The organism is Virgibacillus sp. 7505 (genome assembly GCF_002272135.1).
Classification (GTDB): Bacteria; Bacillota; Bacilli; order Bacillales; family Amphibacillaceae; genus Terribacillus.
Map to the genome: position 1 here is coordinate 25,631 of NZ_NPBF01000028.1, position 17,423 is coordinate 43,053.

Genomic DNA, 17,423 nt, shown 5'->3' on the forward strand with positions numbered 1-17,423 from the left:
ATTATATTGTCTATAACTTTAAGTTATATTGACTTAAAGGAAAAACTCAATGAAACGCCTTCCGGCATAGGAAATATACTTGTCCTTTTTTGTGATGATTGCCAGGTTCCACGGAATGGAAGGCGTTAAATCGATAATACGGATATCAGCATTATAGGTTCGGTTACAAATGGATTCAGGAAGCAGGCTGACTCCTAAGTTTGCTGCGACCATTTCACTGATGAAATCCCATTGCGCGCTTTTGAAGAGGATATGTGGTTCGAAGCCTTCCTCGATGCAGCGTTTCCGCATAATATCGTGCAATGCAAATTCCTCATTATAGAAAATGAAGTCTTCATCCTTTAATTCCTTCAGCTCAACTAATTCCCGATCAGCGAGCGGATGGTCGCGATGCACCATCAGCTTCATCTCTTCTTCTACAATCGGATAATAGTTGAACTCCGTTTCATCAAGGGGCAGAACAGCAACGCCAAGCTCAAATTCTCCTTCGTCTACAGCCTTTACGACACGGGCAGCCCCATATTCGGTAATATTGATCGTGACATTCGGATAGGTCTGGTGGAAGCGAGCCATTACCTTTGGAAAGAAGAGACTGCCTATAATCGGCGGAATTCCGATCGTGACAGCTCCTTGCTTCAGATCAGTAAGATCTTGGAGTGTCGTTTGCATTTCGTCCAATTGGGCAAGTACTTGCTGACCATAGGTATGTACCACTTTGCCGGCATCGGTCAAGGTAGTGGATTTGTTCGTACGTTTGAATAAGGTGATTCCGAGTTCTTCTTCCAGACTCTTGATTGTTTTACTGAGAGCAGGCTGAGATACATGCAAGCTTTCTGCTGCTTTTGTCAGTCTCTTCTGTTTCACAATTTCGATCAGATAGCGTAGCTGCCGCAATTCCATAACGATACCGTCCTTTCTTAAGTTCAAGTATACCCATTTCTCTATAGAAGGAAAATGCTATAATACAAGCAATAACTGATAGAAGGAGTCCTTTTAATGGGATATGAGATAAAATCGTTAACAGCAGATGATGCGTATGCAGTATTGCATTGGCGCTATTCCCCGCCTTATGATCTCTATAATCTCACCTATACGGAAGGAGCGGTCATGATGCTTATGGTAGGTGATTATTATGGAGTCTACGAAGACGGGATTCTGCTTGGATATTTCTGTGTTGGAGATGATGCGCGAGTGCTTGGCGGTGACTATAGTGACCAGACCTATTTGGATATAGGCGTAGGGATGGCACCTGAAAAAACCGGACACGGAAGAGGCTCGCAGTTCTTCACTGAAATACTCAATTGGATCAAGATAAATATCGAGCAGGACCAATATCGGCTAACAGTAGCAGCTTTCAATGAACGAGCTGTCCACCTTTACGAAAAGGCTGGTTTCCGGGAGGTAAATCGTTTTAACCGCGAGTCCGATGGCTTGCTGTTCCTAATCATGACAAAGAGCCCATGCTGACATGGGCTTTATTTATTCTAACGCGCCTTCTGGATTGTAAGCAGAAATATCGATATCGGTTTCTTGTCCCAATATCAGCTTGGTGAGCTGAGAGGCAACAAACGGCCCCATTGTAAGGCCTGACGCACCTAACCCATTCATTACATAAAGATTTTTATGCTTTGGCAGACGGCCGAATACCGGGAGGAAACCAGGGGTAAATGGCCGGAATCCAACCCGAGTCTCAGCCAGTACAGCTCCTGCTAATTCAGGAGCAAGCTGCATAGCCTTACTCAGTACTTCATGTACTCCGCCGGCCGTGATTTTCGTATTCATCTCTGTATCATTCTCGTGAGTGGCTCCTGCTACCATTCTGCCGTCTGGGAATGCGAGCAGATATTGATCATTAGGCGGTATTATAACAGGCCAAGTCTCTGTTTGAGCAGCATCCAGCTGTAAATGACAAATTTGGGCTTTTTGGAAGCTGACTTGCAGTGAATAGCCTAACGGTTCCAATAGCTCCTTGGCCCATGCCCCGGCGGTGACGACAACATGATCAGGTGTCCATATCTCATCGCCGGCTGTGACGGCGATTTGCCCAGCTGTCAACGATAGGCGAGCTTCGGCTGAAACAAAACGAGCGTTATATTTCTTAGCTGCCCGATGCAAACTATTACGTAAAGCCCGACCATCGACACGAGCGGCTCCGCTGACGTGCACTGCACCAAACCCGGGGGCTAGTAATGGGAAAAGCTGGCGCACATCCTCTTCTCCCAACAGGCTGATGGCTCCCATTTCCGGAGCATCGTCTCTTCGTTTTTCTGCCCGCTTTTGCATGGCTTCCAGTTTCTTGGGATCCTGATGTAAACTTAAGGCACCTACGCGGGCATAGCCTGTTTCTTCTTCACCCTCAAGCCGGAGTTCTTCGATAATCTCCGGATAATAGCGGGCTCCGCCTTTGGCCAGCTCATACCAATCTTTGTTGCGCCGCTGGGAGAGCCACGGACATACGATACCTGCTGCAGCATCTGTCGCTTGTCCTTGGTCAAAGCGATCGATCACCGTAACTTGCATGCCGGCTTTGGCGAGCTTATAAGCGGTAACGGATCCTGCTATTCCTGCTCCAATAATTGCTATATGCATGTCGAACATCCTTTTCTTCATTTAGCTACAATATACCATAGCATATCCACCCTTTTTTCAGTATCATAATCGAATGATATATAGTATAAGTGAGAGGTAAAATAAAAAATCATAAAAGGACTTGTATAGACATGGCGACTAGAAGTAAAAAGCTGTTTCATCGTATAAAAATCAATCCGCCGCAATTTTTTGCGCTGGGATTTCTCGTGTTAATCGCATTGGGGACGTTTCTTCTGATGCTTCCGATGGCGACAGCGGATCGACACCATCTTTCTTTTATTGATGCGCTATTCGAGGCAACTTCAGCTGTTTGTGTGACAGGGCTGGTAGTGGTCGATACACAGACCACCTTTACTTTATTTGGCGAAATTGTACTGTTATGTCTTATCCAGATAGGCGGATTAGGATTTATGACGCTCACCGTATTCATCGCATTGCTGCTTCGCCGCAATATAAGCTTTGAGGAGCGGCATTTAGTCAAAGAATCACTCAATCAAAATTCGTACGAAGGTATTGTCCGGATGGTGCGGTTTGTTCTCTTATTCACTGTTATTTGTGAGGTGATTGGAACGCTTATCCTCGGGATTCACTGGGGGGATGAGTTTGGCTATCCGAAATCTTTTTATTACGGACTCTTTCATTCAATATCAGCATTCAATAATGCCGGATTTGATATTATGGGGGATTTCAGCAGCGTGACTGCTTATGTTGGCGATCCAATAGTCAATCTTACGTTGACAAGTCTTCTGATGTTAGGTGGTATCGGCTTCATCGTCGTAGCTGATATCTTACAGAAGAAAAAAGGAAAACGGCTGATGCTCCATACAAAAGTTGTTTTATGGATGTCTGCTATACTTGTCGCTATCGGGACAATATTAATCTTTTTATTGGAGTATGGTAATCCAGCCACTATCGGAAATATGCCTTGGAATGAAAAACTATTAGCTTCTTATTTCCATGGTGTAGTCCCGAGGACTGCTGGTTTCAACTCGCTGAATACAGCTGATCTGACATTAGGATCACAGCTGGTAACTATGGCACTTATGTTTATCGGCGGCGGAACTGGAGGAACAGCAGGAGGCATTAAAGTCACAACGTTTGCCATATTGCTGTTTGCAGTATGGGCACTGATCAAAGGAAAGCAGGAAGTGAATATCAGAAATCGACGGATACCTGGGGACTTAGTGTTCCGGGCATTTTCGATCACGACATATTCAGTCCTTCTCGTATCGTTATTCGTGTTTTTGCTTGCTATTACGGAGAAAGGCGCTGCACTCAATTATATTGCGTTCGAAGTACTTTCTGCTTTCGGGACGGTTGGGATGACACTGGGATTGACGCCGGAGCTTTCCGAACCGGGGAAGATGCTTCTTTCCCTCCTCATGTTCATGGGTCGTGTTGGGCCGATTACTATCGCATTCGCGCTAGCTTTCCGAATCAGGAAGACTGCCGTGCGGAACCCGGAGGAACGAATCATCATCGGCTAATATAGCTGTTGTATCCGTTTTCGGTTTCTCAATTCTTTGTTTTCAGATAAAATAGAACTACATCATTAAGGTGTTAGAGGAGTGACAGACTTGAATAAGAAAGAGATAGAAATATTAGAGCTATTAGAAAAAAACGGAAGAATGGATGTACATATGATAGCGCGGATGGTTGAGCTGTCCGTTGAGGAAGTAGAAGCTGCTATCCGTAAATTCGAGGAAATGCAGATTGTTCATGGTTATTCAACGTTGATCGATTGGACGGAAGTGCGGGGCTATGAAGGTGTGACCGCTATGATTGATGTAAAGGTAACGCCTGTTCGAGGCAAAGGATTCGATGATGTAGCAGAACGTATTTATCGCTTCCCAGAAGTGAAAGCTGTCTATTTGATGTCAGGCGCATACGATTTGTCTGTATCAGTGGAAGGAAAGACGATGTCACAGGTGGCCCGCTTTGTATCGGAAAAGCTATCTACATTGGATACAGTTATTTCGACGACTACGCACTTCATCCTGAAAAAGTATAAACATGATGGCATCATCTTCGGTGAGGATGACGATAATGATCGCAGAATGCCGGTGAGTCCATGAGTCTGGATACAAGCCGCTTCATTGCGGAGCATGTCGATGCTTTGAAACCATCCGGCATCCGGCGTTTCTTCGACTTAGCTTCGACAATGGATAATGTTATTTCCTTAGGGGTTGGTGAACCAGATTTCGTCACGCCCTGGAATGTGATCGAAGCAAGCTACCATTCACTCGAGCAAGGGTATACAGCCTACACAGCGAATGCTGGACTGATGGAGCTACGTGAACTGATTTCTGATTATCTCAAAACGACATACTCTGTGAGCTATCGTCCGGCAGATCAAGTGATCGTGACGGTAGGGGCCAGTCAGGCAATCGATATTGCGCTGCGGGCTATCCTTAACCCGGGTGATGAGGTCATCATTGTCGAGCCGTGTTTTGTTGCTTATGCTTCGGCTGTTTCATTGGCAGGGGGCGTACCAGTCTCTGTAGGGACGAAAGCGGAGAATGGCTTCAAGCTGCAGCCGGAAGAGTTGGAGAGTGCCGTTACGCCAAAAACAAAGGCAATCATCCTATGTAATCCGAATAACCCGACTGGCACGATGCTGAATCGTGAGGAGCTGCTGCCGATTGCGGAGCTTGTGGAAGAACATGACTTGCTCGTCCTTTCTGATGAGATATATGCAGAGCTGAGCTATGAAGCTGATTACGTGAGCTTCTCCGGCTTACCGAATATGCAGGATCGCACGATTCTTATTTCCGGATTTTCCAAATCGTTTGCGATGACAGGCTGGCGTCTCGGTTATGCCGCGGGACCTGCTGAACTGATCCAAGCAATGACAAAGATTCATCAGTATACAATCATGTGTGCGCCGACGATGGCCCAGTACGGTGCGGTAGAAGCGCTGCGCAGCGGAGCAGCCAGTGTAGAGCATATGAGAAAAAGCTATCGTCAGCGTAGGAACTTTGTTACATCAGCTTTTGAAGAAATGGGCTTGATGACCAACAGACCGGGCGGAGCTTTCTATATCTTCCCATCCATCAAAGAAACCGGTATGAGTTCCGAAGCCTTTGCGGAAGCTTTGCTGATTGAAGAAAAGGTGGCCGTTGTACCTGGAAGTGTTTTCGGGGAAAGCGGGGAAGGCTATATTCGCTGTTCTTATGCGACTTCGATGAAGCAGCTGACAGAAGCGATGAAACGGATCAAGCGTTTTGTTGAAAAGCAGCAAGCATAAAAAAGACCCTCTCGTATGAGAGGGTCTTTTCGTTTATTCGTTCAATAGAAGTCTGTCACGGCCAAACTGGAACCAGTCTTTAACAACTTGTTTTTGGTCCTTGTCGAGGCTAGTCAATCCTTTATCAGATTCTGCTGCAAATACAGCATCGCCATATAGTTTGCCTAGTTCATGAACATGGTCATTGTGACGCTGGAAAATAGTAAAGTTCAACGGATCATTTTCCGTAGCACTTTCATTGCTGACGACAACAATACCGTCAACCAATCGTGTCATGATAGGTGAACCGCCGACAAACTTCTGAATGCCTTGTGGGTCTGATGGTACGGACTTTGCAGCAAAGTCTCTTTCTGGTTTAAGTACTAATGCTGATATTTTTGCCATGTGGGTTCTCTCCTTCGAACGCTTTTATTCCATTAAAGCATAATAGGATGCACTTCGCTATTACTCTGCTTTTGTCGGAACCCAGCCTTTTGTTTGCAGGATGATATTCCAAAGCGGTTCTGGAATGCCATGATGATCTTCGCGGGCGGGGTCGATCAAACGGATGATTTCGTCTTCGCGTCCTTCTTTAAGCTTCGTTGCGAATTCCGGATCAATCAGCAATTCACGACCCAATGCAATTAATGGGACACCAGTTGCTTTCGCTGCAGCTACGTCTTCGGCGGAGTACAAGGATCCAACACCGATCAATGGTATTCTGTCATTGATTCGTTCTTTGATCAAATCAATACGTTTCGCATTTGTATCAGCACCGCGTCGAGCTGTGGAGTGGAAGTCCATCAGGGATACATGCAGGTAATCCAAAGGTTTTTCTACAAGTGCATCAATTAACTCGAATGTTTCTTTCATTGTCAATCCAGGTGTTTCCGGTTCTTCTGGGGAGAAACGATATCCTATGATAAAGTCTTTGGAGCCGTGTTTTTCTACAGTTTCCTTCACTTTATCGATGACAGCTAATGGGAAGCGCAAACGCTCGCCCCATTCATCATCACGACGATTGGAGAATGGAGAATAAAACTGCTGAATGATATAGCCGTTTGCACCATGGATTTCTACACCATCGAAGCCTGCTTCGATAGCGCGGCGGGCAGCTTCACCAAAATCGTCTACGATTTGCTGAACCTCTGCTGTTTCCAATGCGCGCGGAGTAGCCGCTCCTTCTTTTTCAACAGCGCTTGGAGCAACAATATCTCCATTAGGCACAAGATCAGCAACTGCTTCACGTCCGCCGTGGTGTATCTGGAGGATTGCTTTTGCTCCTTCAGCCTTGATTGTGTCAGCCTGTTTCTTCAAGCCAGGGATGTCTGTATCATGAGCCACGGAAGGCTGTCCAGGGAATGCCTTCCCGCTATCAGAAACATTGGTTGCAGCAGTGATGACCAAGCCGATATCCTTGGAACGCTGTGCGATATATGGAAGTTCCTGATCAGAAATCGTACCATCAGGATTGGAAGAGTAATGTGTCATCGGAGCGAGTACGAAGCGGTTTTTCAACGTAACGCCATTTGGTAAAGTTAAACTCTCGAAAAGGGAAGCGTATTTTTCATTCATGGGAATCATTCCTCCTTTGTATGGACTATATTCTAGAGAGTTGTGAAAAAGGTAGCAAACAAAATGCTCATTCGTAAGCGAGTTATTTTTTGTAACAGCCATCTGCAAAAAATCTATGGCCATGCTATACTGTTGAAACAACAAAGACAGGAGCAACGATGGTATGTTGAACAAATATGATTATTACTATGGTGCCTTCCTTTCCAAGCTAGTATCCATGCAGATTGTACCTGCGCTGATCGAGGAAAGTAAGGAAAGGCGTGTATATCAGCTGGAAACAGGTTCGAATCGGATGAAAGTGTACTCGAAGTACGCGACAAGTTCGACCAATACGTGGAATTTCCGCTTCTCGGATGAGGAACGGGAACGTCTGCTGCAATGGTCTGAAGAAGAACGGCACCAGCTGTTTGTGCTTATTTGCAGTAAGAAAGACCTTCTCGGCGGAGAAATCGCAATCCTGACATTCGACCAGCTGCTTGCGTGCATGGATGTGCGGGAGAAATATAAAGAAGCCAGCTGCCGTGTTGCAATCAGGAAAAAAAAGCATAGCCCGTTCCTTTATGCTTATGGTACTTCCCGCAGCTTGGATGATGCCTTACCGCTAACGCGTAATTTCGCGGATTTATTATTGCATACTTCGATACCAGAGCCCGTATAAAGAAGTGTATAGCAGAAATTAGCTATACACTTTTTCTATATAGGAAAGAAAGCGGATTCAAAAAAGTTACACAAAGGACTAATTATCTATTACAATGGCGTTATGAATAAAAAAGGAGATAGTCTATGGGGAAATCCTTTTCTGTCCAAAAAATACTCAATAATAATGTGCTGATAGCCGAAAATGAGGATTCAAAAGAAGTCGTCCTGATCGGTAAGGGAGTCGGTTTTGGTAAGAAATCAGGCAGTAAGCTGGAGGAAGGCGAATTTGAAAAGCTGTTTGTGCTTCAAGGTGAAAAGGAGCAGAACAGCTACAAGCAGATGCTGGATCATATCGATGAAGAATTGGTTGCAGTTATGAATGATGTCATTTATCTAATCGCAGAGCGGATGGGGCAGCAATTAAATGAGCATATTCACATCGGGCTGACCGATCACTTAGCCTTTGCAATGAAACGACTGGAGCAAGGCTTGGATATCAAAAATCCTTTTGCAGTGGAAACGAAATTCATCTATCCGAAGGAATATAGCGTAGCTAGTGAGGCAGTATCACTTTTGAATGAACGGCTCGGCATCCAGCTGCCGGAAGGTGAAATCGGTTTTATTACACTGCATATTCACAGTGCTTGTATCAATCAGCCTGTAGGAGAACTAAGTCAATATACAAGGCTGATTGCGCAGATGTTCCAGGTGATCGAGGCAAGTTTAGCTATTACAGTCGATCGGGAAAGTATTAATTATATAAGGCTTGTCCGTCATTTTCGTTTTGCAATAGACCGGATAAAACGGGGTGAGGAAGTTCGCGAGCCTGATAAAATCATGAACCTATTGAAAACTGAATATCCGCTGTGCTATAATACTGCTTGGAAGCTAGTCAAAATATTACAGCAAACGTTAAAACGTCCTGTACAAGAAGCAGAGGCAGTCTATCTCACTTTGCATCTGTACCGTTTGACCAATAAATTATAATGTGCATGGCATTTATGCGTGTAACTGAACTGATCAGGCATGAGGATAAAAGGATGCGCAAGAAGAATTCATTTCTTTTTGTGTGATTTTCTTTATCGCTCATGTCTTTTTTATTGATATTTTGTGTAAACGTTATCAGGATGTAAAGGAATTGGAGTGTATAGTAGATGAAAAATGCTTTTGGTGTCCTGCAGAAAATCGGCCGGGCGCTTATGCTGCCTGTCGCAATACTACCTGCTGCCGGTATCTTGCTGGCATTGGGGGATGCATTACAGAATCCGGATCTGATGGGGAATATCGGATTTTTGAACAGTGCATGGGTGCAGCTCATTGCTTCTGTCATGCAAAGCGCCGGCTATATCGTATTTGATAACTTGCCGTTACTATTTGCGGTAGGTGTTGCCATTGGACTAGCGAATGGAGATGGTGTGGCAGGTATTGCAGCCATCATCGGTTATCTGATCATGAACGCGACGATGGGTGCGGTGCTCATCGCTAATGGCAGTATCCCGGAAGATGCTGTTGAACAAGCAGCATTCTTTGCAGGGAATAATCCGGCCTATACGACGATGCTCGGAATCCCGACACTCGCCACAGGAGTATTCGGCGGGATCATTGTCGGTGTGCTGGCAGCCATTATGTTCAATAAATTTTATAAAATTGAATTGCCGCAGTATCTGGGATTTTTCGCTGGAAAGCGTTTTGTTCCAATTGTGACATCTCTTTGTGCATTGGCGCTTGGTCTGTTGATGCTTGTTGTCTGGCCGCCAATCCAACATGCATTGAATAGCTTCTCGAGCGGCTTGTTATCTTCCAATATGACGCTGACGGCTTTCATTTTCGGTGTCATTGAGCGGGCATTGATTCCATTCGGTCTGCATCACATTTTTTATTCACCATTCTGGTATGAATTCTTCAGCTACACGAATGCGGCGGGAGAACTGATCCGCGGTGATCAGCGTATTTTCATGGCGCAAATCAGAGATGGGGCGGAGCTGACAGCAGGTACATTCATGACTGGCAGATATCCGTTCATGATGTTCGGTTTGCCGGCGGCAGCCTTGGCTATTTATCACGAAGCAAGCCCTGAAAGAAAGAAAGTTGTTGCTGGGTTGATGGGTTCAGCGGCACTGACTTCCTTCTTGACAGGAATCACAGAACCGCTTGATTTCTCTTTCTTGTTCGTTGCGCCATTGTTATACGCTGTACACTGTGTATTTGCTGGACTTTCCTATATGACGATGTACATGCTGGATATTAAAGTCGGAATGACATTCTCCGGTGGATTCATTGATTTCTTCTTGTACGGAATCCTGCCCAACCGGACGGATTGGTGGCTGGTTATTCCAGTAGGATTAGCTTTTGCGGTAATTTATTATTTCGTATTCCGATTCGCAATTCGTAAATTCAATCTCATGACGCCAGGTCGTGAAAGAGAAGTGAAAGAAGAAACAAATACAAGAAACTCTCGGGCTGGAGGATTGGCGTATCATGTGCTTGAAGCGATGGGTAATAAAGAAAATATAAAATACTTGGACGCATGTTTAACGCGTCTTCGAGTCACAGTGAATGATAAGAACAAAGTTGATAAAACTGAACTGAAGAAATTAGGGGCAGCGGGTGTACTGGAAGTCGGGAACAACATGCAAGCCATATTTGGGCCGAAATCGGAAGGGCTGAAAGAGCAGATACAGGATATCATAATGGGCAAGACATCAAGCTCGCAAAATGAAGCTGCACCTGCAGCGGAAGTCGTTTTACAGGTCGAGGATATCCAGTCAAACCTACTTCAAAATGACCCATTCGTCATACCGATGTCTGGAACACTGCGTTATTTGGAGGATGTACCGGATCTAGTCTTCTCTGAAAAACTAATGGGAGATGGCTTTGCGATCGAACCTGTCAATGGAACTGTTGTTTCTCCGATTAACGGGAAAGTCATCAACATTTTTCCTACAAAGCACGCCATTGGTTTAGAGGCAGACAATGGTCGTGAGGTGCTGATTCATATTGGATTGGAAACGGTGAATTTGAAGGGAGAAGGATTCGAGGTTTTTGTGAAAGAGGGAGACAGAGTCGTAGCGGGTCAGAAACTAGTGGAAGCTGACCTTGCAAATATAGAACCACAGGTCCCGTCTTTGCTGACCCCGGTTGTGTTTACGAATCTGGTACCTGCTGAGAAAGTTGTGTTCCAAGCGGGAAAGAAAGTAAAAGCGAACCAGAAAAACAGAGTTAAAATCGAAATGTATTAGAAAAGACAGCTATAGCGATAATGCTATAGCTGTTTTCATTCGTTTAAATATGTCTTTTCCAGATAGTCCTCTTTATTTCCGTATACCTTGACGATATGAGATTCACCCCAGCTGCACAAGGAATCCAGTATCCCTTGCAAACTCCAGCCATACTCGCTCAGTTCGTATTCGACACGCGGCGGAAGCTCATGGTATTGAATCCTGTTAATGATCCCGTCTGCCTCCAACTCGCGAAGCTGCTGCGTGAGCATTTTCTGGGAGATATTCGGCATAAGCCGCTTCAATTCGCTTGTCCGTTTCTTTCCGTGTGTCAGATGGCAGAGAATGACCGTTTTCCACTTCCCGCCTATTACCTCAAGTGTTGCTTCTACACTAATATTATATTTCTTTTGCATTTTCTTCTCTCCTTATAGGTACTAAAAGGTGCCTATAGCACAAAAAAGTACGTACTGTTCAATGTGAATCCTATACGACATAATAACATTACTCCGGCTGATGCGGGAGATATAAGAAATGGAAAGGAAATGTAATATGAAAGGAAAACAATCTTTTGCCTTGATCGCTTTGGCTATTACGGCTTTTGCGATCGGCACAACAGAATTCATCAGTGTGGGTCTGTTGCCGCTGATTGCGGATGACTTTCACTCATCAGTGCAGGCGGCTGGACTTACAGTGTCCCTATATGCCATCGGGGTTGTTGTCGGTGCTCCGATCCTGACACCGATGCTTTCCCGTATACCGAAAAAGAAGCAGCTTCTTTTGGTTATGCTTGTCTTTTTGATAGGTAATAGTATAGCCGCTGCTGCTCCTAATATGTCTATTCTGCTGGTAGCTCGTTTCATCTCGGCGCTTGCGCATGGCGTATTCATGTCGATCGGCTCTACAATCGCTGCGAGTTTGGTTCCGCCAAATAAGCGGGCAGGAGCAATCAGTATCATGTTCACCGGGCTTACTGTTGCCACGATTACCGGTGTACCGTTCGGGACATTCATCGGTCAGCAGCTAGATTGGCGAATCGCTTTTCTATTTATTGTCGTTATTGGACTTCTTGCTGGTTTGGCTAATCTGGCATTGCTGCCAAATACGCTGCCTAAAGGCGTAAAAGTAAGACTTAAAGATCAAACTAGTCTCTTGCGGTCAGTCCCTATCGTTCTGGTTCTTCTTATTACGGCACTTGGCTATGGCGGCACATTCGTCGTCTTTACGTATTTATCACCACTTTTGCAGCAGATAAGCGGATTTCAGCCAGGGACAGTGACGTGGCTTTTGCTCGTGTATGGTATTGCAGTAGCAATCGGCAATATTACTGGTGGTAAGCTGGCTAATAAAAAGCCGGTTCATGCGTTATTTTATATGTTTGCCATACAGGCAATTATACTAGCTGCCTTATACCTTACATTACCTGTCAAAGGACTTGGTTTGCTGTTCATACTGCTTATGGGATTGTTCGCCTTTATGAACGTTCCCGGTTTACAGTCGTATATCGTTGTGCTTGCCGAACGGCTTGTACCGCAGGCGGTTGATGTAGCCTCTGCTTGGAATATTGCAGCTTTCAATGCTGGAATTGCCCTCGGGTCCTATTTGGGCGGAGTTATTACAGAGCAGCTAGGTCTGCTTCATACAAGCTGGGTAGCAGCCATTATGGTTGCGGCAGCAGTTGGTTTAACGGCTATTTCGAGAAAACTAGAAAACAAAGGAGTAATATCTCATGAAATCAGTAAAGCTCAATAACGGCAATTCTATGCCGATGCTAGGTTACGGTGTCTTCCGTGTAGAGGATGGAGAGGAACTAGCTGAAAAAGTCTATTTTGCTATCGAGCAAGGGTATCGCAGTATCGACACTGCTGCTATTTATGGAAATGAGGCAAGTGTCGGTCAAGGAATTAACCGGGCCATCCAAGCAGGGTTAGTGAAAAGAGAAGATTTGTTTGTCACCTCTAAAGTATGGAATGCAGGCCTGACGTTGGAACAAACAAAAGCAGCTTATGGAGAGAGCTTGGAAAAAATGCAGCTTGATTATCTTGATCTTTATTTAATCCACTGGCCAGGGAAAGATAAGTTTTTAGAGCCATATCGAGCACTGGAAGAACTATATGAAGAGAAGAAAGTGAAAGCAATTGGTGTGAGCAACTTCCAAGTTCATCATTTGGAAGAATTACTAAAAACCGCTTCTGTGGTGCCGGCAATCAATCAAGTAGAATTCCACCCGCGCTTGATTCAAGCAAAACTGCGTGCATACACGAAGAGAAATGGAATCCATTTGGAAGCATGGTCACCTCTTATGAACGGAGAATTGCTGGCGCAGCCATTGCTGCTGGAGCTATCTGGCAAATACGGGAAATCCCCGGCCCAGATTGTGCTTCGCTGGGATATTCAGCATGGTGTCATCACGATACCAAAATCTATGACAGACAAGCGTATCATCGAAAACAAGGAAGTTTTCGATTTTGAAATTCAACCAGAAGATATGGAGCGCTTAGATCAATTGGATGATGGTACCCGCAGTGGCCCGCATCCGGACGAGTTCGATTTTTAAGATGAAGATGAAGAAAGGCAGCTGTCTGCAGAAGACAGCTGCCTTTTTCATTTATATTGCTTAAACCATTTTATCCACCTGGATTTGCTTGCTTGGAGCAGGGATTCGGTGGTTCTGTCATGCTTTTGCTTCTGATATTCGATAAAGCTGGCAGAGCCAATCAGCAGAATGCCAGCTCCAATCAGATATAACCACCATGGTGCGCTTCCCCAAAGGGTACGGGTGTTAAAGAATAAGTTAAACACAACAGTGATCGTCCCTGTCAGGAAATACGCACGATATTTCCGTAAGAAACCAATGACAGCGGCCAGTAAAGAAAGGCTGCCAAGAGATAAGGCATCATAAATTGTCATTGAAGACAGCCCATCTAGCACGAGGATGCCGAACCCAATTGTTAGCAAAACTAACTCGATATGCGGTGTTACATCGGGATCATAGAAAAACAGTCGCAAGATGATAAGAACTAGTAATGCTATCGGTACGACATATAGCTCTGTTGTTAAATATGGACTGATGTCTGCGACTTGCAGGACGAGTATATAAGGGTACAAACAAGATACGATGGCAGCAAGCCGTACATAACGTCTTTCAGCTGCTGGTGCTGTGTATATACTGATTGCATATAAAAGTACCGGTACTGATAAACCAAATAGCGTATCAGCAAGGCCTGATTCATAGGCTGCAACACCTGCCAGACTGCCGACGATAGTATAAACGATAGCACCGATCCGATATATATCCACTCTATTCGAAACAGAACTCTTGCCCGCTTCGGCAACGAAAGATTGGTAATTGCTGAAGCTGGTAAGTGCTAATCCTGTTGCGCCGGCAAGCAGTAAGTAAGCTAAACGGATTTCCTGGCCGATGCTTCCATAGAGAAGCGAAATGGCAAGAAGTAACAGCAACGTGCAGGCAGAAACGATGCTTAGCTGCCATTGATGCTGTTGATAGATTGCAATTACCCCGACAAAGATAGCCAGCAGGATGATTTGCCAGGAGAATAGGCCAGTAAGCTCTGCTAATGCGAACAGCAGAATAACGTTATAGCCAGTCAGCAGGCTAATCCGCAATAAGGAACGCCAGCTAGGCAGCAGAGCATATGCCAAGGCAATGCAGCCTGTTGTCAATGCTGCAGCCAGTGTAAATTGATGACTCAGATCTGAGTACTGATCCATATGGGTGATCGAGATAAGGAAGACAATTAAAATACTGGCATTTGCAAATATATACTTTTCTATCGGTCTCGTAACAATGTGTGCAGATAACACGAATGGAACGAGCGGAATAAGAAGCCATACAGGCGGAACAAAATCCAACAACTGTGCAAGCAAAACCCATAGCGTGCCGAAAATAATCAAAGCATGACTGCACCAGAAGAAGTAGAGCGAACCAATCGGAGCTTTCTTCTTCATGTATAGGCTAGCTGCAAAGAACAGCATTCCGCATAACAAGACATAAGCTGTTAATATATTCGACTCTCGAATTTCGAATAGATCTTGCAGTGATACATATGTCACAATGATGGAGCTGAGCACTGCAAGCCATAATGGATGCCTCCGAAAGACTTGAAGAGCCATTGATTGAATACCGACATTGATAAGTGAAACAATCGTAACTGTGACTGCAGGTAAATTCCACGTAAAGATGGCAATCAGAACAGCGCAACTCTGCAGGATTTGACCAGTTAGGAAAAACGATAAAAATAATGGCCGGTATCGATATCTACGGCATAGGAATGCAATTGCAATGGCTATCAATGCAATCAAAGTTGCATGTCCTGAAATACCGATTTGTTCATGATAAAATTCATTTTCAGTATATAGACGGTAACCGCCGAGTAATAATGCTGCGATCAAGCTAATCGGGGTAATGATCTTACTGATGAGCACAACCTCTGCGTTTTCTTTCTCGTAACAGAAGAAACCTGCTGCAGCCACTAATAGCAGCAGATAGCTATTGGCTTCATAATATCCATAGCTATGATTTACCAGGAATATAGGGATGACGAGCCCTACGGCTGCCCAGTTAATCGTAACTTGGAATGGCTCCAAGAATGTTATCTTTCTTGGCCAAATATAACTGTATGAAAGTCCGATGAAACATAACGTCGCCAACGCAATTGTACGGATCCAAATTGGAGCATCTACCATATAAAGCAGCCAGTAGACGACAAGCAGGAACAGTCCGACGCTAGGATAGCTGTAATAGGCTTTGCGTGATGAAGCGGTCCAGATCGTATACTGGATCAGTAAGAATGAAATCCCGATTAAGTACGCCCAATTAAAATCAAAATAATAAAGAAGACTTGTGAAAAGGATAAAAAGAAAGCCATTTATTGCATGGATAAAAGATTCATAGACCACTTGCAGCCAGCGAGGCAAATTCCATGTCAACATAACGAGAATGAAGCCTAAGCCTATGAATTGACCAAAGAACATATTGAAATAAGAGTTAATCTCCAAAAGCAGCAAGATGCTGCCAATCAAGGTAAAAGCGATAAATCCAAAATGATAAAGTTTACTGAAGTTCTTGGCTGCCAAAATCAATGCGTTAATGCCAATCACCAGTAAAGTCAGATCATAGGTGATGGCACTGCTCATCAGAATGATTGTGATGATGGCTTCTGTTCCAAGTTTCATTTGCAGATAATAAGGCCAATAACGCTGCAGTGTCTTAAGTTTAAATGTATTGCGGATCGTTCGCTCGAACAAAAGTAGCAGGAAGTTGGCCAGCTGCAAGCAGAATAGAAATGCACTATACGTAGTCGTGACATATAGTAATGCTGAGATTAAGGTGGACGATAAGCCGACATATGTTACCCATATGAATGCTTTGGATCCTGTACGGGCTGCCACTGCATAGTACAAAGCTGTACAGCTTAATGCCGCAGCAGTTCCTATCAATGCTGCACCGTCACCGCCGAAGGATAAATAGCTGCCAAACAGCTGATAGTAGGATGCTGAGAAGATGACTATCGGTACAAACAGCGCTGCGAGCATTAAGAATGCGAAGGCTGTTTGCGGAATCCTAACTTTATAGCTGATATAACTCAATCCTGCGAAAAGGAAAGGAATCAGGCTGATTAATAGCACTTTTCCTAAAGATGAGAAGTTCCCCCAGTTTGAAGTGCCGAGATATAACCCGCCAAAGAAAAGCATGATGATCCCGAGAACGAGAATGATAGTCAGATTGCGCTCTCGGATTTGTTCAGGAGTCTTTTGTTTTTTCTGTTTCTGGTGGGCTGATGAATTCCAATAGACAGCAGTTTCTGGTGTAGTGTACATCTGTTCAGCCGCCGCAGCTGTCTGACGTGCTGGGGAAATCTCTGGATGTGTCTTTGTTTCAGTCTGTTTCGAAGCATCATAAGACAGTTTGGTTCGATACCCAGTCATTGCGTTCGAGTATGTTTCGTTAGATATATAGCCTTGATCTAATAATTCCCGAAGTCTTTGTTCGAACAGATCTCCGGATTTATTGGGAGGCGTAGTATCCATTTTTTCACCTCGCGATTATTTGGTTGTTATTTCCAAACTTTATTATATAGAAGTAAGACTTGTCTGAACAGCCGCCTCATTCCTTTCATTTCTGTTTTCTGTTATGATAGGCGGTAGAAAACGTG

At 44.6% G+C, this 17,423-nt stretch carries 15 protein-coding genes; 9 read left to right on the forward strand and 6 right to left on the reverse strand.

What is annotated here, in order from left to right:
• Window positions 1–33 precede the first annotated feature (33 nt).
• Window positions 34–900 (reverse strand): LysR family transcriptional regulator, encoded by an 867-nt coding sequence (locus tag CHH91_RS12965; RefSeq protein WP_095223883.1) that lies wholly within the window; start codon window positions 898–900, stop codon window positions 34–36.
• 96 nt (window positions 901–996) lie between these two features.
• Between CHH91_RS12965 and CHH91_RS12970 the strand changes: the two genes are divergently transcribed.
• Window positions 997–1,467, forward strand: a complete 471-nt coding sequence (locus tag CHH91_RS12970; protein WP_095223884.1) for a GNAT family N-acetyltransferase — start codon at window positions 997–999, stop codon at window positions 1,465–1,467.
• Between the two features lie 12 nt (window positions 1,468–1,479).
• Here CHH91_RS12970 and CHH91_RS12975 read toward each other — a convergent pair whose 3' ends face one another.
• On the reverse strand, window positions 1,480–2,589 hold the full coding sequence (locus CHH91_RS12975) for an NAD(P)/FAD-dependent oxidoreductase (RefSeq protein ID WP_095223885.1): 1,110 nt from the start codon (window positions 2,587–2,589) through the stop codon (window positions 1,480–1,482).
• A gap of 131 nt (window positions 2,590–2,720) precedes the next feature.
• Here CHH91_RS12975 and CHH91_RS12980 point away from each other — a divergent pair, with 131 nt between their 5' ends.
• From CHH91_RS12980 to CHH91_RS12990, 3 genes are all read left to right on the forward strand, one after another.
• Window positions 2,721–4,076 (forward strand): TrkH family potassium uptake protein, encoded by a 1,356-nt coding sequence (locus CHH91_RS12980; RefSeq protein ID WP_095223886.1) that lies wholly within the window; start codon window positions 2,721–2,723, stop codon window positions 4,074–4,076.
• A 90-nt stretch (window positions 4,077–4,166) separates the two neighbouring features.
• Window positions 4,167–4,664, forward strand: coding sequence for an Lrp/AsnC family transcriptional regulator (locus CHH91_RS12985; RefSeq protein ID WP_176465785.1), 498 nt, complete (start codon window positions 4,167–4,169; stop codon window positions 4,662–4,664).
• Entirely contained in the window at window positions 4,661–5,836 is a 1,176-nt protein-coding gene (locus CHH91_RS12990; RefSeq protein WP_095223888.1) for an aminotransferase, read from the forward strand. The genes CHH91_RS12985 and CHH91_RS12990 overlap by 4 nt, the downstream gene beginning before the upstream one ends.
• Before the next feature lie 33 nt (window positions 5,837–5,869).
• Here CHH91_RS12990 and CHH91_RS12995 read toward each other — a convergent pair whose 3' ends face one another.
• On the reverse strand, window positions 5,870–6,220 hold the full coding sequence (locus tag CHH91_RS12995; protein WP_095223889.1) for a DUF3846 domain-containing protein: 351 nt from the start codon (window positions 6,218–6,220) through the stop codon (window positions 5,870–5,872).
• Between the two features lie 60 nt (window positions 6,221–6,280).
• Window positions 6,281–7,390, reverse strand: coding sequence for an NADH-dependent flavin oxidoreductase (locus tag CHH91_RS13000; RefSeq protein WP_095223890.1), 1,110 nt, complete (start codon window positions 7,388–7,390; stop codon window positions 6,281–6,283).
• Between the two features lie 163 nt (window positions 7,391–7,553).
• Here CHH91_RS13000 and CHH91_RS13005 point away from each other — a divergent pair, with 163 nt between their 5' ends.
• The 3 genes from CHH91_RS13005 (at window position 7,554) to ptsG (ending at window position 11,268) form a co-directional block, all read left to right on the forward strand.
• Entirely contained in the window at window positions 7,554–8,048 is a 495-nt protein-coding gene (locus tag CHH91_RS13005) for a hypothetical protein (RefSeq protein ID WP_095223891.1), read from the forward strand.
• A 125-nt stretch (window positions 8,049–8,173) separates the two neighbouring features.
• Complete coding sequence (gene glcT / locus CHH91_RS13010; protein ID WP_095223892.1) at window positions 8,174–9,016, forward strand: glucose PTS transporter transcription antiterminator GlcT; 843 nt, start codon at window positions 8,174–8,176, stop codon at window positions 9,014–9,016.
• 167 nt (window positions 9,017–9,183) lie between these two features.
• Window positions 9,184–11,268, forward strand: a complete 2,085-nt coding sequence (gene ptsG, locus CHH91_RS13015; RefSeq protein WP_095223893.1) for a glucose-specific PTS transporter subunit IIBC — start codon at window positions 9,184–9,186, stop codon at window positions 11,266–11,268.
• 35 nt (window positions 11,269–11,303) lie between these two features.
• Here ptsG and CHH91_RS13020 read toward each other — a convergent pair whose 3' ends face one another.
• Complete coding sequence (locus CHH91_RS13020) at window positions 11,304–11,663, reverse strand: winged helix-turn-helix transcriptional regulator (protein ID WP_095223894.1); 360 nt, start codon at window positions 11,661–11,663, stop codon at window positions 11,304–11,306.
• A gap of 118 nt (window positions 11,664–11,781) precedes the next feature.
• On the opposite strand from CHH91_RS13020, the gene CHH91_RS13025 reads away from it, so the two are divergent.
• Together CHH91_RS13025 and CHH91_RS13030 are read left to right on the forward strand one after the other, a co-directional pair.
• Window positions 11,782–12,999, forward strand: coding sequence for an MFS transporter (locus CHH91_RS13025; protein WP_286160779.1), 1,218 nt, complete (start codon window positions 11,782–11,784; stop codon window positions 12,997–12,999).
• Window positions 12,977–13,804, forward strand: a complete 828-nt coding sequence (locus CHH91_RS13030; RefSeq protein ID WP_095223895.1) for an aldo/keto reductase — start codon at window positions 12,977–12,979, stop codon at window positions 13,802–13,804. The genes CHH91_RS13025 and CHH91_RS13030 overlap by 23 nt, the downstream gene beginning before the upstream one ends.
• Before the next feature lie 47 nt (window positions 13,805–13,851).
• Here the strand turns inward: CHH91_RS13030 and CHH91_RS13035 are convergent, their stop codons facing one another.
• Window positions 13,852–17,298 carry a hypothetical protein gene (locus CHH91_RS13035; RefSeq protein ID WP_095223896.1) on the reverse strand — a complete coding sequence of 1,149 codons (3,447 nt, stop codon included), beginning with the start codon at window positions 17,296–17,298 and terminating at the stop codon, window positions 13,852–13,854.
• Between the last annotated feature and the right edge of the window lie 125 nt (window positions 17,299–17,423).

Coding starts and splice junctions, on each gene's coding strand:
- CHH91_RS13035 (WP_095223896.1), bottom strand. CDS start 17,298: ATGGATACTACGCCTCCCAATAAATCCGGAGATCTGTTCGAACAAAGA.
- CHH91_RS13025 (WP_286160779.1), top strand. CDS start 11,782: ATGGAAAGGAAATGTAATATGAAAGGAAAACAATCTTTTGCCTTGATC.
- CHH91_RS12965 (WP_095223883.1), bottom strand. CDS start 900: ATGGAATTGCGGCAGCTACGCTATCTGATCGAAATTGTGAAACAGAAG.
- CHH91_RS12995 (WP_095223889.1), bottom strand. CDS start 6,220: ATGGCAAAAATATCAGCATTAGTACTTAAACCAGAAAGAGACTTTGCT.
- CHH91_RS12975 (WP_095223885.1), bottom strand. CDS start 2,589: ATGCATATAGCAATTATTGGAGCAGGAATAGCAGGATCCGTTACCGCT.
- CHH91_RS12980 (WP_095223886.1), top strand. CDS start 2,721: ATGGCGACTAGAAGTAAAAAGCTGTTTCATCGTATAAAAATCAATCCG.
- ptsG (WP_095223893.1), top strand. CDS start 9,184: ATGAAAAATGCTTTTGGTGTCCTGCAGAAAATCGGCCGGGCGCTTATG.
- CHH91_RS12970 (WP_095223884.1), top strand. CDS start 997: ATGGGATATGAGATAAAATCGTTAACAGCAGATGATGCGTATGCAGTA.
- CHH91_RS13030 (WP_095223895.1), top strand. CDS start 12,977: ATGAAATCAGTAAAGCTCAATAACGGCAATTCTATGCCGATGCTAGGT.
- CHH91_RS13000 (WP_095223890.1), bottom strand. CDS start 7,390: ATGAATGAAAAATACGCTTCCCTTTTCGAGAGTTTAACTTTACCAAAT.
- CHH91_RS13020 (WP_095223894.1), bottom strand. CDS start 11,663: ATGCAAAAGAAATATAATATTAGTGTAGAAGCAACACTTGAGGTAATA.
- CHH91_RS13005 (WP_095223891.1), top strand. CDS start 7,554: ATGTTGAACAAATATGATTATTACTATGGTGCCTTCCTTTCCAAGCTA.
- glcT (WP_095223892.1), top strand. CDS start 8,174: ATGGGGAAATCCTTTTCTGTCCAAAAAATACTCAATAATAATGTGCTG.
- CHH91_RS12990 (WP_095223888.1), top strand. CDS start 4,661: ATGAGTCTGGATACAAGCCGCTTCATTGCGGAGCATGTCGATGCTTTG.